Annotated in this window: 11 protein-coding genes and 1 other annotated feature; of the genes, 7 read left to right on the plus strand and 4 right to left on the minus strand. The window is 59.0% G+C overall.

All coding sequences use genetic code 11. The features are described 5' to 3' along the window. Nucleotides 1-32 precede the first annotated feature (32 nt). Nucleotides 33-1187, plus strand: coding sequence for a PD-(D/E)XK nuclease family protein (locus AC1D3B_RS06900; RefSeq protein ID WP_478189911.1), 1155 nt, complete (start codon nt 33-35; stop codon nt 1185-1187). A gap of 99 nt (nt 1188-1286) precedes the next feature. Here the strand turns inward: AC1D3B_RS06900 and AC1D3B_RS06905 are convergent, their stop codons facing one another. Then, a complete protein-coding gene (locus tag AC1D3B_RS06905; RefSeq protein WP_478189912.1) occupies nt 1287-3113 on the minus strand; it encodes a hypothetical protein in 1827 nt (608 codons plus the stop codon). 206 nt (nt 3114-3319) lie between these two features. On the opposite strand from AC1D3B_RS06905, the gene AC1D3B_RS06910 reads away from it, so the two are divergent. From AC1D3B_RS06910 to AC1D3B_RS06920, 3 genes are all read left to right on the plus strand, one after another. Beyond that, entirely contained in the window at nt 3320-5284 is a 1965-nt protein-coding gene (locus AC1D3B_RS06910) for an ATP-dependent nuclease (RefSeq protein WP_478189913.1), read from the plus strand. A 2-nt stretch (nt 5285-5286) separates the two neighbouring features. After that, nucleotides 5287-7167, plus strand: a complete 1881-nt coding sequence (locus AC1D3B_RS06915; protein ID WP_478189914.1) for a UvrD-helicase domain-containing protein — start codon at nt 5287-5289, stop codon at nt 7165-7167. A gap of 896 nt (nt 7168-8063) precedes the next feature. Continuing rightward, nucleotides 8064-8912: a hypothetical protein gene (locus AC1D3B_RS06920; RefSeq protein WP_478189915.1), complete on the plus strand. Its 849-nt coding sequence runs from the start codon at nt 8064-8066 to the stop codon at nt 8910-8912. Between the two features lie 116 nt (nt 8913-9028). Here the strand turns inward: AC1D3B_RS06920 and AC1D3B_RS06925 are convergent, their stop codons facing one another. Beyond that, nucleotides 9029-9511 (minus strand): hypothetical protein, encoded by a 483-nt coding sequence (locus tag AC1D3B_RS06925; protein ID WP_478189916.1) that lies wholly within the window; start codon nt 9509-9511, stop codon nt 9029-9031. 158 nt (nt 9512-9669) lie between these two features. On the opposite strand from AC1D3B_RS06925, the gene AC1D3B_RS06930 reads away from it, so the two are divergent. Both AC1D3B_RS06930 and AC1D3B_RS06935 read left to right on the plus strand, forming a co-directional pair. After that, nucleotides 9670-10928 (plus strand): IS3 family transposase gene (locus AC1D3B_RS06930; RefSeq protein ID WP_478189917.1). Its coding sequence is split into 2 segments (ribosomal slippage): nt 9670-9958 and nt 9958-10928, totalling 1260 coding nucleotides; the frame shifts between segments, so codons are not numbered across the junction. After that, nucleotides 9948-10064 (plus strand) — a sequence feature (AL1L pseudoknot). It overlaps the preceding gene by 117 nt. A gap of 420 nt (nt 10929-11348) precedes the next feature. After that, entirely contained in the window at nt 11349-11906 is a 558-nt protein-coding gene (locus AC1D3B_RS06935; RefSeq protein ID WP_478189918.1) for a hypothetical protein, read from the plus strand. 146 nt (nt 11907-12052) lie between these two features. On the opposite strand, the gene AC1D3B_RS06940 is transcribed toward AC1D3B_RS06935, so the two are convergent. Beyond that, nucleotides 12053-12898, minus strand: a complete 846-nt coding sequence (locus AC1D3B_RS06940) for a hypothetical protein (RefSeq protein WP_478189919.1) — start codon at nt 12896-12898, stop codon at nt 12053-12055. 21 nt (nt 12899-12919) lie between these two features. Then, nucleotides 12920-14215 carry a hypothetical protein gene (locus tag AC1D3B_RS06945; RefSeq protein WP_478189920.1) on the minus strand — a complete coding sequence of 432 codons (1296 nt, stop codon included), beginning with the start codon at nt 14213-14215 and terminating at the stop codon, nt 12920-12922. 383 nt (nt 14216-14598) lie between these two features. Here AC1D3B_RS06945 and AC1D3B_RS06950 point away from each other — a divergent pair, with 383 nt between their 5' ends. Next, a complete protein-coding gene (locus tag AC1D3B_RS06950; RefSeq protein ID WP_478189921.1) occupies nt 14599-15405 on the plus strand; it encodes a hypothetical protein in 807 nt (268 codons plus the stop codon). Nucleotides 15406-15445: the final 40 nt, after the last annotated feature.

The raw sequence follows: 15445 nt of genomic DNA on the forward strand, positions 1-15445 counted from the left end.
CCACCGACGCGCATGCGCCGCTAGGTCGAACCATGGATAAGCCCTTGTGGGTGGAGCGCACTAAGCCGGCAAATCCTTCGAAGCTAGGCGTCTTCTTGGCATGCAGGCTGCGGTACGTTTTTGAAACTGAGCGGCCGGTATTGAAAAGAATCGGAGACCATCCGTCTGCCCTGATGGGCACGGCGGTACACGATGCAGCAGAAGTGCTTCGGCGAACGCTGCCGGTAGAGGCATCGTCCAGCGTGTCTGTTCTGGAGCAATGCATTGGCCGCCTCGTCAGTCACGACAGCTCCTCAAGGCAACTGATTGCTTGGGTGCTTGGTCGGTATGGAAAGAATGCTCTTTTGCCTAGGGCGCAGTTCATTTCTCACGCCGGGTTCGCGTGGACGCTGGCCCAGCGGCTGCCGCGGCGCCGCGTAGAGGGGGCCGGCGGCCTCACCAACAACGTAGCAGGGCGTATTCCAGTGGGTCGGGAGAGGCGGCTTGCGAGCGCGGCCCTCGACATCGCGGGCCGCGCAGATGAAATCTACTGGGCTGCGAATAGGCAGGTCCGGATTGTTGATTTCAAGACCGGCAGCATCAGGGACAGCGAAGGTCATCCAAAGCGGAGCTACGTGCTGCAGCTTGCAGCGTACGGACTTGCTGTTAGGGAGCTAGATCCGAGTGTAGACATCATGGTTGAGCTCCTTGGCAAGGGCGACCAGTGGATAGGCAAGCTGGACCCATCGACTGTGCAGGCTGTTTCGCATTTGCTGGCGGACTTGCGAGCAGCGCTGCCCCGCGGCAGGTCGATGCCCGCCACTGGCCTTGCGTGCATTGGCGAGCAATGTGCCCAGTGCGCCTACCGCCCATCATGCCCTGCGTATCGGACGAAGCTTGAACTGGAGGGCGTAATCGACCATGGATTTTATGGCTTCGATGTGTGTGGAACTTGTAAAGGTGTTGCAGAAGAGAATGGGCTTTACACGATGCGGCTCGCGCTCAGGCAAGGCTTTGCAGCGCGTATTTCCTGCGTCCCAGCAATTATTTTGCCAACGGATAAAAGCGTCGAGGAACGCCAAGCGGCCGCGTTTGGTATCCGGTCTCTAGAGCCGGCACGTAGCGGCTCGATCCCGCAGAACTTCTCTGTTGTCGATGTCCAGCATCCCAGAAACTCGGCATTCCAATCTTGCTTCGAAATGGTGTAGCGCGCTCAATTTGACGTACGTGTGATCGCTCGCGCAGCCGCATTCCAGGCAGACCGTCGGTGCACTTGCCAGCGTGTTGGTGCAGCACGCCTGGCTGATCTAACTGCCTGAGGGTTCTCCCTTCAAATCACTATCGTCCCAGCTGTTCCAAAAATCCTCGAAGTGCATCTCAAAATCACGGAGTGAGACCGTTGCCGGATGTGGCGTCCGGTTCGTCAGCGACAGCTGTTCCTCCTCACGCAGCAGTTCGTGCATCTTTGACAACACCCGGGGCGCAGGTCCAATTTCGCCCCTCACGCGTTTGAACTGCGGCCACGTGGCGATCGAAAGATAGGGGTTAGTTAATGGAAACCCATAACCATGAGTTCTGGCGACGGAACGGGATAGTCCTACCAAAAATAATGCAGTGATTCCGCGTTGTCCCCGAATTTTAATCCTCAGCGCCGTAGCAACTTGATGAGGAGAGTTGTTTTGAATCCACTCCATGACGCGTTTTCCCCATGTGTCCACTTCGGTAGCGAGATTTCTGGTTTTGCTCCTTAATTCGCTGATGCTATTTGTCGAATAATCTTGCCATTTGAGTTGAAATAATGTGAGTTCACCAGTAACGCGATCGAATACCGCGGCGTCTACGTCTGTAAGTCGCTTGCCGCCATGGCGTAGCACGATATTTCCAGGTACGCACCAATACCTAGATCCCCCAAACAAGCTGTACACATCTTGCCGGAACCAAGACTCTCGTGATGAGGAAACTAAATTGCGTGTCGACGGGTTGCGCCACTGAGCAATCTTGAGAAATGCGGTCAATGGGTTCTTTGTCAGGCAAGAGGTCGGCTTAAGGTAAAAGCCATTGCCAAGATCAATGAGCATGGGCAGGAGCGGTGTGGTGTCCACTTTCAGCCGTCCTACATCTTCTGTTGTCAATGTCAGCGATTGCAGGATTTTTTCTACTTGAGCTTTGGGCAGCTGGGAAGCTACGCAAACAGACTCAACTAAACCATTTTTTGGCCCCCAAATCGTTAGACTTTCCTGCACGCTTATTTCTGGAAAGTGCTGGCGCGCAAGGAGCACAAAGGCAGCATGTTTGCGAAAAAAACTGAGAAGCACTGTGACGACTATCAACACGTCCAGCCCAGAATAACTGCCAAAGTCAACGCCTGCATGAAAGCCGGCATCTATGCGAAGGTCATTCATGACTGGCTGCGCCTCCAGCAGAAAATGTGCATCGACTTCCTCTGATGCCCCATAGCCGATCATTGTTCCATGTGGAGTTCTCCATGGAAATATTAGAGGAATCATAAGAGCCTCTAGCTCCTTTTTTTGAAGCAGAGGATCATATTTTTTAGGCGGGTTGGCAAAATAGTTGCCGACTGATTGCAGCCTTTGTTTAATTTCTTCCGGAGAACAGATTGTCCAGCCCTGCGGCGAAACCGGATCTTTGGTTATAGCGGCTTCTGATCTTAATAAAAGATCATCTTCGATGTGATCCATAAACTGAACAGGGCCAGTGCCTGCGTCTTTTAGGCTTATCGATATCCCATCCTGGGCAGCAAGCAAAAACCTTTGCTGCACCATGTCTGCTGTTCTCCGTGCAAGGGCTATGGCACCGAAGTTCCAGAGCAAATTTCGGGCGTCTGCTCTAAATCCATCTGAGGTTGCAACTAGAGGCAGAGCGTGTGGGGTCTTGATAGGAGCAAGCAGCAGTGCTGTTGCCAAATTCATGCCCCAACGTAAGATATCGAAATTATGCTCATAGCCGTGAGCTTTCTTTCCCGAGATTGCCTGTTGAATGCAAGCTACATCGAAAACGCGCTGAATCTCTAGAAAAAGAATAAAACGCCATTCCGGATCGGTAGGCAGCGCACGCTCCAATCTTGATAGTTCCGCGGTTGCGGCTTCGCGAAGAAAGTCTGGGATTGTGTTCACGGTCGCTTAAGTCAATCTATCGAACGTTGAGGAATTAGCTTTCAATTCTCGCGTGCTTGTCCGCAGGATAGTGAATTTAGTTGGCATGTTGCGGCGAAGGCGAGGGTCTAGTCGTCAGCAAGTCTTGGCGAGCGGTGATGTTTGTGTTGCGTCGCTCGCCCCCTGAGTCATACTGCTGGTTGTTACATTTGGCGATAGTCCCTGTCATGCACATCGAGCGATTGAATATTTCCGGTTTCCGATGCTTTGGTGCTGCGGAATGCACTGTCGCCTTGCAGCGTGATCTCACCGCGCTGATCGGCGTCAATGGCGCGGGGAAGACGGCGCTGCTGCTAGCGCTCGTTCGGATGTTCGGCGTATCGGGCGAGCAGAGGCGTCTTCGTCGGCAAGATTTCCACGTTCCTGCGGCCGAACTGGTGCCACTCGCGGAGCGCAGTCTTTACGTTGAGGCGATCATCGCGTTCCCCGAACTTGACGGCCAAGCCGACCTCGCCGCCGTGCCCGAGTTCTTTCAGCAGATGGTCGCCGACGAGCAGGGTCGTCTGAAATGCCGGCTGCGTTTGCAGGCGAGCTGGACGGACGACGGCTCGCTTGAAGGGGCCGTGGAGCAGAAGCTGCTTGCGGTTCGCACCTTCGGCGCATTTACCGAGGACGAGTGTTTCGAGTTACGAGCGGCGGACCGCGCCAAGATCCAGATGATCTACGTGCCGGCGAACCGCGACGGCGGCTCGCAGGTCTCGGCTTTTCTCAAAGGGCGACTGTGGCGCGCCATCAACTGGTCGCAAGGCGTGAAGGAGGTGCTGGCCAGTGCGGGAACGGCCATGAACGGCGCTTTCGTCGGAGAGACCGCCGTGGGACGAATTGCAGCGGCGGTGACCCATCGCTGGCAGCAAATGCACTCGGCAGGCACGGACACCACGCCGGTTTTTCGTCCGGTGGACGTACGTTGGCAGGAATTCGTCCGCAAGGTGGAGGTCATGTTCCATCCCGACGAGTCGGGACGTGAGCGCAGCCTCGAAGATCTGAGTGACGGACAGCGCTCGCTGTTTCATCTGGCGATTACGGCAGCAATCCTAGACGTGGAGGCCCAGGCCGCCGCTGATCCGACCACGGCGGGTTTCCTGGAGGATTCGGTCTCGGTGCCCGCGCTCACCCTGATCGCGGTGGAGGAGCCCGAGAACACCCTTGCTCCTTTCTACCTGTCACGCATCGTCGGCCAGATTCTGGAACTAACCCAGGGCCATCGCGCGCAAGCCATCGTTTCCAGCCATTCGGCCAGCATCTTGGCGCGGATCGAGCCTGAGGGCGTGCGCCACTTCCGGCTCAGCTCCGCGGACCGCACCGCCGTGGTCCGAGCCCTGCAACTTCCAGCCGGTCTGGAAGAGGCGTCGAAGTTCGTGCGCGAGGCGGTGAGGAGCTATCCCGAACTTTACTTCGCTCGCTTCGTAGTGTTGGGGGAGGGGGCCACCGAGGAAGTCGTGCTGCCGAAACTGGCTGCTTCGCTGGGCGTTCCAATCGACCGATCCTTCGTTGCCATCGTTCCGCTCGGCGGCCGGCACGTCAACCATCTCTGGCGGCTCCTGACCGACCTCGACATCCCGCATGCGACCCTGCTGGATCTCGACTGGGGGCGAAGCGGCGGAGGCTGGGGACGGATCAAGACCACCTGCCTGCAGCTGCTGGAATGCGGCGTGACGCCGGCACAGCTGTTCGGCGACCAGCTCAAGCCCGAGGGGCATCAGGCGAACCTTGCATTGTTCGACCAATACGCTGCGGCCAATACACCAGGTTGCGAAGCGTGGATGCCGTGGCTGCGCGGCTTCGGCGTCTTCTTTTCCGCCCCACTGGATCTTGACTGTTCGATGTACAAGGCGTTCCCCGCCGCGTACCAGGTGCTGGAGCCTGGCGCTCTCGGCCCATCCGCAAAAGGCGAGCCGCGCGGTGCCGTGCTCGGTGAGGACGGAAAGCATGCGCTGTACGACGCGACCTGGGACGAAGCGTTCCGCTGGTACCGTTACCTTTTCCTGGGACGAGGCAAGCCGTCGACGCACGTCCGCGTGCTGTCGTCGCTCGGAGCTCCGCAGCTTGCAGCGGGCGCGCCGGAGGAACTGAAGGCGCTGATCGGCTACGTTCAGGCCAAGCTTGAGCCGGCAGGTCCGGGCGGCGCCTGACGATGGCACGCGTTGCCCCGGAAGATTGGCGTCCTCGCGGCATTCTCGATCTTGAGCCGCAGGCTTGGAGGGCGCTTAGGCATGCGAGCTCGGCCAGTGTCGTTGCGGGCCCAGGCTCGGGCAAGACGGAGTTCTTGGCGCAGCGCGCCGCCTATTTGCTCGAGACAGGGCTTTGCGCTCCACCCTTCCGGGTGCTGGCCATCTCGTTCAAGAGCGATGCGGCCGAGAATCTCGCGGCACGCGTGCGACAGCGCTGCCGCCCGGAACTTTCCAATCGCTTTGCGTCGATGACGTTCGACGCCTTCACGAAGGGACTGGTGGATCGGTTCCATTCGGCGATCCCTGCACCACGCCGGCCGACGAAGCCCTACGACGTGGCTTTCCCGACGAGGGCTCAGATGGAGGGCTTCCTTTACGACACGCGCATGGCCGCGACGCCGCTTTGGCAAGCGGACGTTGCCGCCCTGAGCCCGCTCACGTTTGAGCCTGAAGTGGTGGGCAGTCGAATCCTGACCGTGGACCGTGCGGCCCCGACGAATGGCGTCGAATTTGCGCTGAACCGCTGGTGGCAACGGCTCCTCGCGCCAGGGGAGCGTTCGTCCCTTACGTTCGTGGGTATCAACCGGTTGGCAGACCTGTTGCTGCGATCGAACGCGCACATTCGCGCAGCGCTGCGCACGACCTACCCATTCGTGTTCGTCGACGAATTTCAGGACACGACCTACGCGCAGTACAGTTTCCTCTCGGGTGCGTTCGCAGGACAGGCGACTGTCACGGCGGTAGGCGACCACAAGCAGCGCATCATGGGCTGGGCAGGAGCGCGCCCCGACGCATTCGAGCGGTTCGAAGCAGAGTTCACGGCACAGCGCTTTCCACTGCTTTTCAATTTTCGATCGTCTCCCGATCTCGTGCGCATCCAGCACGTGGTGGCGCGCGCCCTGGACGCCAACGCCGTGCCTACTCAGGCCCAGGCGGAGCGCCAGGTGGCCGGCGACGTGGCTCAGATCTGGGCGAGCCACACGCGCGAGGACGAGGCCAAAATGCTTGCTGCATGGATCGCCGATGACATGGCGCAGCGCGGCAAACAGCCTCGCGACTACGCGCTGCTCGTGCGACAGCGGGCCGACGATTTCGAGTTGGACCTGAGGGACGCTTTTGCAGCAGCAGGATTGAGCATTCGCAACGAAAGCCGAGCGCTGGGGCGAACGACGTTGCAGGATCTGCTGGCAGATGAGATTGGCCAAGTCGTGCTGGCGTTTCTTCGTTTAGGGACGAGTCGGCGAGATCCCGAAGCTTGGCAGCGCGCCAGCGGTGCGTTGCAGGCGCTGCGCGGACTGGATGCAGATGATGAGGGCGGCGCAGGCAGAATTCAGGCGCAGCTCGTTTCGTTTCTGTCGACGCTGCGTGCCGACATGGCCAAGGCGCCGCCGAGGCGTGAGAGTGCGGTTGAGTTGGCCGTCAAGGTCTTCGAATACCTGGATGGGGATGCGATCCAGAGAAACTATCTGCAGTATGCCCACGGAGACTTGCTGCAGATCATGGCCGAGGCCTTCGTGCGTCATTTGGCCGACTGTGCGGAGGCGGCCCTTGACTGGCCTGCCTGCCTGGCAGCGTTTTCTGGCGCTGGCCGGATTCCTTTGATGACGGTACACAAGAGCAAAGGACTCGAGTACGACACCATTGCCTTCATTGGCTTGGACGACCGGGCGTGGTGGAGTCACGTACCCGGTAATCCCGAAGGCATCGCGACCTTCTTCGTTGCGTTGTCGCGCGCAAAGCAGCGTGCACTCTTCCTGTTCTGCCACGCGCGTGGACCTCGCGAGAAGGTCGCAGAATTCTTCGATCTGCTCAAGAACGCCGGCGTGCAGGAAACCGACATTTGAATTAAGCCACCGCTGGCCGTTTAGGAGCCGGCGGTGACCGCCCGTGCGCGGCCGTGTCAGGGCATCCTTCCAGCGGGCACGCGCAGCACCTTCAGGGCAGAGTGTGCAAAAATCTTTCTAAGCCTCTCTTGCTAGTTAGCGGATGGCGGAGGTGGCATGCATAACGACGTCGCCACGATCAAAATGAGAGGGCCTTCGTGGACTTGGACACGTGCGATCGTTGACGATTGATGCGCTGGAGTAGCTGCCCCGCAAACCCAGTCCATCTCCCGCGCCAGCAAAAGCACTCGTTTTTCGACGGTAGAAGTGACGGTAAAGTGCGATGTCCCAACCCCGCAAAGCCAGTATTCATGCGCGTTTCCGGCCTTCGGAAACCATTGAGTGGGGCCGCAGGGTAACCCAGCGCATTCCGGCAAAGCGGAGCGTTGTCGATGACCGCTACAGCACCGACAACCCGCGCCTCAGGCTACTGGATCTGCGTAGACCTGTTTCTGCCCATTTGGGCGGTTAGATTCCGCCGATCTCTGGCCTTATACGGTTGATCCGTCAAGGTTGGCCTGCCCATCCGCTTTCGCGGCCTTCTCCTTGAAGCCGTGTTGTGGCGCTCGCCCCTCCACGGCGCGGAGCGAATGGCGCTCCTGTCGAGCGCTGTGTCTGCGGCGCGATAGGATCGAAGCATGCGTAACCGCTCCGCGCCCGCGCTATCGGACTTCTTCCAGGGCACGGATTCAGAGTAATCTGTTTCGAAGCCATCGAAGACTTCGTCGCAGGGCTCGATAGCACTCCGTGAAAGATGATTTTTTGTGAGTCAAGAGAAAGAATCTGGCGCCCTACGTACGACGTACCGTCAAGATAGAGAATTTGACCAGAACCAGAAGGACAGGATTCTCAATCTGATGCTGTTGAAGACCCGATGCCTTGTGCTGGACGACGCATTGAGGCAGGCATTCGGTTTCCACGGGGTGGCGAGTTCCTTCTTCATGAACGTCGTCGGAGCAGTCGACTGCCTGTTGGTCGCTCAGATCAACGATGAGGCGGCGGATTGCCTCGAAAAGGGTGGTCCGAGAGGCGAATTGATTGCATCAGTTGTCAGCGAAGCCCGCGACCGGGGGATGCACCTCGACAGCATTCACCGCGCGGTCCAAGGAATGGAGAGCTTGTTTCGCAATGGGACGGAGTTCGTGGTAGGCAGCACCTACATGGACTTCATTGTTTCCACGTTCTCGGCGTTTGAAATGTTCATGGCGAGAATCTACGAGCCACTGCGCCTCGAGCACCCGAGTTCGAACAGCCGCTCAAAGCATTTGAAGAAATTGATCACAAAATACAACCACGTGTCGGATGAGGAAAAGGAAGAAGTTTTGGCTCGCATAGCCAAAGTCAGTGACTATGTCTCCGGGCGTGAAAAAATCGAGTTTGTGTTGTCTAGGCAGCCCAAGGAGAGCCTCAGAGATCGTGCGAAAGATCTGCTGGCTGTCAGGTTCTATTCCAACACTAGAAACAGCATCCACAACCTAGGTAAAAGCGCTACGCGGGATGATCTTGAATATTCATCGGACGGGATTGAGCTGACCCACAACGCCGGCGCCGCCATGTTTACCGCAGACAGAAGCGGCATCATTCGCCTTTGCCGAGAGTTGGTGGAAATTTACAGCGACGTCGTTGTTGAGAACACGGCTCTGGATCCCGAGGTCTTTCTCGCCGTCGACGTAGGCGTCTTCGCAGAAGAAGGTTTCGGTAGTTAGCCTTTCCACGGTTCGTTGCCAACGGCGAGCCGCGTGCGGATCGGCAGCCCCGCGCGCTCCCGTGGACCGGATGTGCCTATCGAAGCTAATTGGGAGAAGCAGGTCGCCTTGAGGCGTTAACGCAGTTCTAGGATCATCAGCCACCGTTTGCCTGAGTCAAAAGCCGTGAAGCGATCTTCGGGCGGCACGACCGTGTCGTCGACAAAACATCGTCTCTCGTCATCCCACCAACGGCGCTCGAACTCTGTTGCGGAGTTCCATTGTGCGTATGCCATGGCGGTCATTCCGTCGGCATCGCTAAGCAACGGGGCCGACTTGGCGGCCTCTTCGAGCAGGCTTCTGCCGAGGCCTTTGCGGCGCCAATCGGGTGCCGTCCATCCCTTCTTGGCTTCCAAAACACGAAGGGCATCCAGATCCCTTGGGATGAGTGCCAAGTAGGCGAATAGCTCGATCGAGGTACCTGCCCGGTGGCCGATCCAGTACCCGATTCCCTCGGCAGTGTACGTCGCGCACCTCCACATGCTCGCTTGCGGGCCAAAGGCGGCGGATTGCATCAGCTCGGACTCTTGGAACTTGAGATCGTGCGCAAAGCCGAGCATGTCAGCATCAGGTTGGGGAGGGACTTGAAGGACCATGTTTGAAAGAGCGTCTACGACTAAGATGCGGACAAGTTTAGTTGAGGCTCAAAGCTGATTGGGAGGCGCACTGAACCGCCCCGGATTTTGAGGAGGCTCCTTCGATTGAGAATGGAGTCATCATGAGGAAGTCCCCGAAGTTTTCCCCCGAAGTTCAGGATCGCGCGGTGCGCATGGTCTTTGATGCCAAGGACCAGTACCCGTCGCAGTGGGCGGCGATCGAATCGATCGCCGGCAAGATCGGCTGCACGGGCGAGACGCTGCGCAAGTGGGTGCGCCAGGGCGAGCGCGACAGCGGCGTACGGCCAGGCCCGAGCACTGTCGAGCAGCAGCGCATCAAGGACCTCGAGCGCGAGGTTCGCGAACTGCGCAAGACCAACGAGATCCTGAAGTTGGCCAGCGCGTATTTCGCCCAGGCGGAGTTCGACCGCCAGCTCAAGAAGTGAACGCCTTCATCGACGAGCATCGCGCTCGTTGCGGGGTCGAGCCGATCTGCAGAGCGCTGCAGGTCGCCCCGTCGGCATACCGGCGCTACGCAGCGCGCCAGCGCAACCCGGCGCTGCTGGCCGCGCGAGCCCGGCGTGATTCGATCTTGCTGCCTCTGGTGCAGCGCGTGTACGACCAGAACCTGCGGGTCTATGGCGCCGACAAGGTCTGGCGGCAACTGCGCCGCGAAGGCACGGCCGTGGCGCGATGCACGGTCGAGCGGCTGATGCGACTAGGCGGGCTGAGCGGTGCGCGTCGTGGCAAGAAGGTGCGCACGACAGTACCGGACGCCAAGGCGGCATGCCCGCTGGACCGGGTGAAGCGGCACTTCAAGGCTGACCGGCCGAACCAGCTCTGGGTGGCGGACTTCACCTACGTCTCGACCTGGCAGGGCTTCGTGTACGTGGCCTTCGTCATCGATGTCTTCGCGCGGCGCATCGTCGGCTGGCGGGTCAGCAGCTCGATGCAGACCGACTTCGTGCTCGACGCACTCGAGCAGGCCCTGTACGCGCGTCGCAGCGAGCGCGAAGGGACGCTGGTGCATCACAGCGACAGGGGTTCGCAATACGTCTCCATCCGCTACAGCGAGAGGTTGGCCGAAGCCGGCATCGAGCCCTCGGTGGGAAGCACCGGCGACAGCTACGACAACGCGCTGGCCGAGACCATCAACGGGCTGTACAAGGCCGAGATCATCCACCGGCGCGGGCCCTGGAAGACGCGCGAAGCGGTCGAACTGGCCACCCTCGAGTGGGTCTCGTGGTTCAACCACCACCGCTTGCTTGAGCCCATCGGCTATATCCCGCCGGCCGAAGCCGAGGCCAACTACTGGCGACAACAAGCCCAGGCCCGGACCACAAGCAAAGCTGCCCGGTCGGCGGCGCTGCAGGAGGGTTGAACCATGAGTACATGGCCCAACCGCGGGTGCCTCCGGCGGCCCCTGCGGGGGGCTGGAATAATGAAAGCAGAACAGCAAGAAGAGAAGTCAGACCATCCCGGTCTGACTCAAGCCAATAGGCCTCCTCGAAACCCGGTGCGGTTCACACAGGCGATCCTGTCTTGACGTTCGTTGAGACTGCGCATGGATTGAGTCATCCGGATTATTCGCTGCTTGGACTGAGGCATACGGGCAACGCGCCGTTGACACGACGAACATTAGCAGGATGTCGCGGTCGACCTGCCACGCCGTACCGGCCCAGCGATGCCCACTGGCTTGCCAATCGGCCAAGGCAAGTCAGCTTATGAACTCTGCTATGGGGTACGGATTCCAGGGGCAAGGTCACCGGCCAGGTCCGTGTACATCGACTAACATTCCGAGATGGCGCCCCAACAAAGAAATTGCCACATCGCGTTGCCTGAATACCCGAGTGGAACCGGCTTTGTGTTTATCTGTCCTGGGCGCTTTGAAGAAAAGGCCAAATACCCCTGCGCCGGTCAAACAGGCCGGATGCTTGAAGCTGCGCTGCCCCACCTTAATCACGCTCTCCCTTCCACCTTTCCCGACAAAACGCGCAACAACTATCTGATCACAAACGCATGGTCGCGAGTCGAGTATCGGGCCAAGACCGGGCGCTCGGTACCAACGGAGGAAGAGGTCACCTCGGCAGAGAACATCGCTCGTCTATTTCAGGAGGTTCGTTCGCTGCAGTTCGTGATCGCTTGCGGCGTCCTAGCCCATGTTGCCGTCGCGGAATGCCAGTCGCTGTTCGGGCTCCAAGCAGTCGTTGCTAAAGTCACGCACACCTCGCGACAGGCGCTTGGCTGCCCGCGGCGGGAAGAACTTGAAGGCCGCATACAGCAATGGGCAGATTCAGTGGTCAGTCAAATTGTGCATAGCCGTGAAGTTGGAGCCGGGAAGCCCATTCGGCACGGTTGATCTTTCGGGCAGCAATTTGCAGCGCCGGAAGCCCTCGTTTCCGACGCTGGCTACTCCTGCATCGTGGACAAAAACGAATATTGGCTCAGACAACAGGACCGTAGCGCAGTTTCATAAAGCCGTAACGGCAGGCGGGGTCATGCTTCCTACTGGGTGGGCGAATGATCATTGTCGTCAATGGTGATGTTCACTTGCCATGACAACTTCTGCAGATCTAAAGTGCCTCCCGCAGCGGAAACGTGATCCAGCAATCGGTCAATGAATCGGGTGTCTAGCGGCACTCCATATACCCCGATGTCGGTCGCGCTACCACGCTCATCGACTTCATCGTCATGGCCGCGCCCTTCGAAAATGATGCCGGCGATCGAATAGTTGTCACCATCTCGGATGTCGAAAATTGCTCCCCCAGAAATTCCTCCGAAACGCATCTCAAATGCGGACGCGGGAACTTCGTCGTGGAACACAAGCTTTCGATCAGAAGAAAGCACGGATGTTACGACTATGTGGAATATTGGATGAACTGATTGCGTGTTGTTCTCTGTTCTTAGTACACCAGGGTAGCCGACCGCTAGATATTTCGCCGACTCCAAAATGGGGCACGATTCATTCGTAAGATCGACGAAGAGTTTCCCTCCTCGTGTGATGCTCTCCTCGTCAAGAAGAAAGACGGCAAGATCGAAAGGGAAGTCTGTGTCCCTAGGAGTTGACGAAAAGATGAGCCGTCCCGGCAGTGGCGTGTGCTTGTCGAGAGCGAGCATGAAGGCTGCATCTGCTCGAGGCCGGTCGACATCACCGATGACGTGCCCGTTAGTCAGGCCAAAGCATTTACCTTGATACTTCACGAAAGTGATCGTTCCCTGATCCTGAATTGCTCCCTTTGTGCCGTGAATCGCGACCTTCACCGGGTTGACGCGAAAGATCGGGGCGATATGCCTCTTTGTTGCCGCGGTGAGGGCTTTGGAGAGCTCTTCTCTGCTGGGTTCTTTTGTCATGTCTGTCTCTTCTTGTCGAGGTTAGGTCTGCTCGCCGCTATAAGGTTTGTGAGGAGCCTCTGTGGGCCACCAAGCCGGCGGCCAGGTTGCCCAGGACGGGACGGACAGACAGCGGTGGAGGATTTCGTCGGAGGGGCTTCGAGCAGCGAGTTCGGCCCGGACAACACTCACCCACACCTTCGCACGTTCGTCGAATGGTGGCAGCAGATCGGCGGAGGCCTGTTCCAACTGGTCGAGGAAAGTTTTTAATTGCCGCACGCGAGCATCTGCCTCCATCATCAGAAATGCCTGCTTCAACTGCTCCGCTCGCGCGTCACAGCACCGTTGTTCCTGCGCGCGCAATTCCGAGGCGCGCTGAGCGCTGGATTCGCGGTCCTGGCGCTCTTGGCGCAATTGAGGTTGAAGCGACGCCAACTGGAAGGCAGTGCGGACGATTTCGTCGACCAATCGCTGCAATTTTTCTTGCGTGCCTTGCCATGACTTGCTGCCTTGGTATTCGGTTCCCTGAATGCTGAAAGTGAAGTTGCCGGACGGTTTTGTCTCGTATTCGCTGGCCCAGGACGATTCCTTCCTCTTCTTCGCAAGCTCAGCCGAGTCCAGGCGAATGCGCCGGTACCCCTCGGTAAAACTGATGGTGAACGTCTCGCCTTTGAATCGCATCTCTATAGCTGGTCCTTTCGATTGCTGACCTCGCCGGTCTTCGGTGGCTTCCCTTCGCTCGATCACCATGCCGCCGTCCTTCAAGCCACGCAGGACCGTCGCATGGAATCGCAGGACCCAGTCCATGGCGGCAAGAGACGCATTGATATCCAGGTATCCACGGGATATCAGGTTGTACCGTCCATGCTGCTCGGGAGGCGGCCTATCCTGGGGTTTTTCCGTGTGCCATCCTGCAATGCCTCTTCTTTTGTATCGCTCGACCAGCGCGGGTACACGCTCACAATAACGCTGGGTGGCCTTGACCAAGCTGTGGGCGCCCTCCAGATCCGCGGCGAACTCGATCGGTGGCCGGTTCGCGGCTGTTGTTGCCACGGCCTGCAGCGTCTCAGTGCGACGACGCTCGATCGCCTGCTGCCGCTCCCGCTCTTCGGGATCGCTGGTCGCGAAGTACACGACGACGTCCAACTCAGGGGTGGGCAGCGGCGTTTGCAACGGCTTTTGACCCGCCTTGAGTTTGGCCCAGTAGCCTCTCGGTGGCGCGGGCACCGCATGGCGGCGGCAGGCTTTGGCCAAGCCCACGTCGGAGATTCCCAACTCCGCTGCCAGTTTGGTCATAGGTGTTGCCCAAACTCTTTCATACAGCTCGCTGCGCTTCATTGCCTTTTCCAGGAATTGTCTTGTCAAATTGTGACGCGAACTTCTCGGCCAGCCCGCGCGAAGCTGCCGGAGACAGCTGTCGAATCTCGGATAGCCGGCCATATTCCTGTTCAGGTCGTCGACCGGCACTTGGGCGTCATCGCCGATGCGCTGGAGGCCCTATCGTCCATGTACATCCGCATGACGGCCAGTTGGCGCAGGCCAAGACCAATGCGCTGCACATCGGAAAGCGTGTTCTGCGGTGCTAGGGTGAGCCTGAAGTAGGTAGATTGTGGCGTTTTGCGTGCCGACTTCAGATGCCCGCCCCGTCGATTCCCGGCAGGGCGGTCGCGTACGATGCCGGAGACGATCAAAGCATTGCCGCGAGAAGAGGACTACCGCAGATGAGCCGCAAGGATCTCCCGCCCCTACGGCCGCTCATCGATCTCGAGCGGCGTCACTACCGCGATGAGTTCAGGTCTGCCCGGTACGCTGCCTTGGCAGATGCTGAGGGCTTTGAGCAGATATGCTTCGCGCTGGAGGCGCTTGGCTTGCGCTTGTTGGGCCAACAGGGCGACCTCGGCCAGTACGAGGACAGAATTGCCTTCTATGCGCGGCTGTCACCCATGCTGACTGAACTAGTGAAAACGCACCCGTCGGGATTCAAGTCTTTCGAGGCGCTCTACGACACGGTACGAAAGGCTCGCAATGACAACATGCATCTGGGCGCCTATGCGCGTCATGCGACGGTGGCGGCCATTGAGCTGTGCATCGGTCTGGAGGACGCGTTGATGGTGGATGTGAAGCCCACGGTGGGCTACGTCATGGTCAAGTCGCCAATCACGGTGGAACCCTGGCAACCTGTTGCCCATGCGCGGCAGCTCATGCTCATGCACTCTTTCTCCTTTCTCCCGGTGCGGCATCGACAGGCGTGGCATCTGCTGTCCGAGCTGGCATTGGCCCAGTTCCTGAACAGCAGTCAGGCAGCCCGGAGGACGCGGCTGGGAATGACGATAGAAGAGGCTGCCGGCCATACGCCAGGCCTGGCACTGGTCCTGGTAACGCAGGATCGGCTGCTCAAGGCGCAAACCACCATTGACGAAGTGCTGAAGGGCGCGAAGGCTATCGACGGCCCGACCCTTTGGCTGGTCGTGGAAGACGGGCGTGAGGAGTACCTCGCGGGCGTGCTCTCGCCGTTCGAGCTGATGTAGCAAGTGCCACTTATTCAGCCAGTGGCTGCCGAACCCTTGA

The organism is Variovorax sp. P5_A3 (genome assembly GCF_056400665.1).

Bases quoted from the DNA above. Each gene is read 5' to 3' on its own strand.
- AC1D3B_RS06910 (WP_478189913.1), top strand. From the start codon at position 3,320: ATGCACATCGAGCGATTGAATATTTCCGGTTTCCGATGCTTTGGTGCT.
- AC1D3B_RS06915 (WP_478189914.1), top strand. From the start codon at position 5,287: ATGGCACGCGTTGCCCCGGAAGATTGGCGTCCTCGCGGCATTCTCGAT.
- AC1D3B_RS06945 (WP_478189920.1), bottom strand. From the start codon at position 14,215: ATGAAGCGCAGCGAGCTGTATGAAAGAGTTTGGGCAACACCTATGACC.
- AC1D3B_RS06935 (WP_478189918.1), top strand. From the start codon at position 11,349: ATGGCGCCCCAACAAAGAAATTGCCACATCGCGTTGCCTGAATACCCG.
- AC1D3B_RS06950 (WP_478189921.1), top strand. From the start codon at position 14,599: ATGAGCCGCAAGGATCTCCCGCCCCTACGGCCGCTCATCGATCTCGAG.
- AC1D3B_RS06940 (WP_478189919.1), bottom strand. From the start codon at position 12,898: ATGACAAAAGAACCCAGCAGAGAAGAGCTCTCCAAAGCCCTCACCGCG.
- AC1D3B_RS06900 (WP_478189911.1), top strand. From the start codon at position 33: ATGGATAAGCCCTTGTGGGTGGAGCGCACTAAGCCGGCAAATCCTTCG.
- AC1D3B_RS06920 (WP_478189915.1), top strand. From the start codon at position 8,064: ATGCTGTTGAAGACCCGATGCCTTGTGCTGGACGACGCATTGAGGCAG.
- AC1D3B_RS06925 (WP_478189916.1), bottom strand. From the start codon at position 9,511: ATGCTCGGCTTTGCGCACGATCTCAAGTTCCAAGAGTCCGAGCTGATG.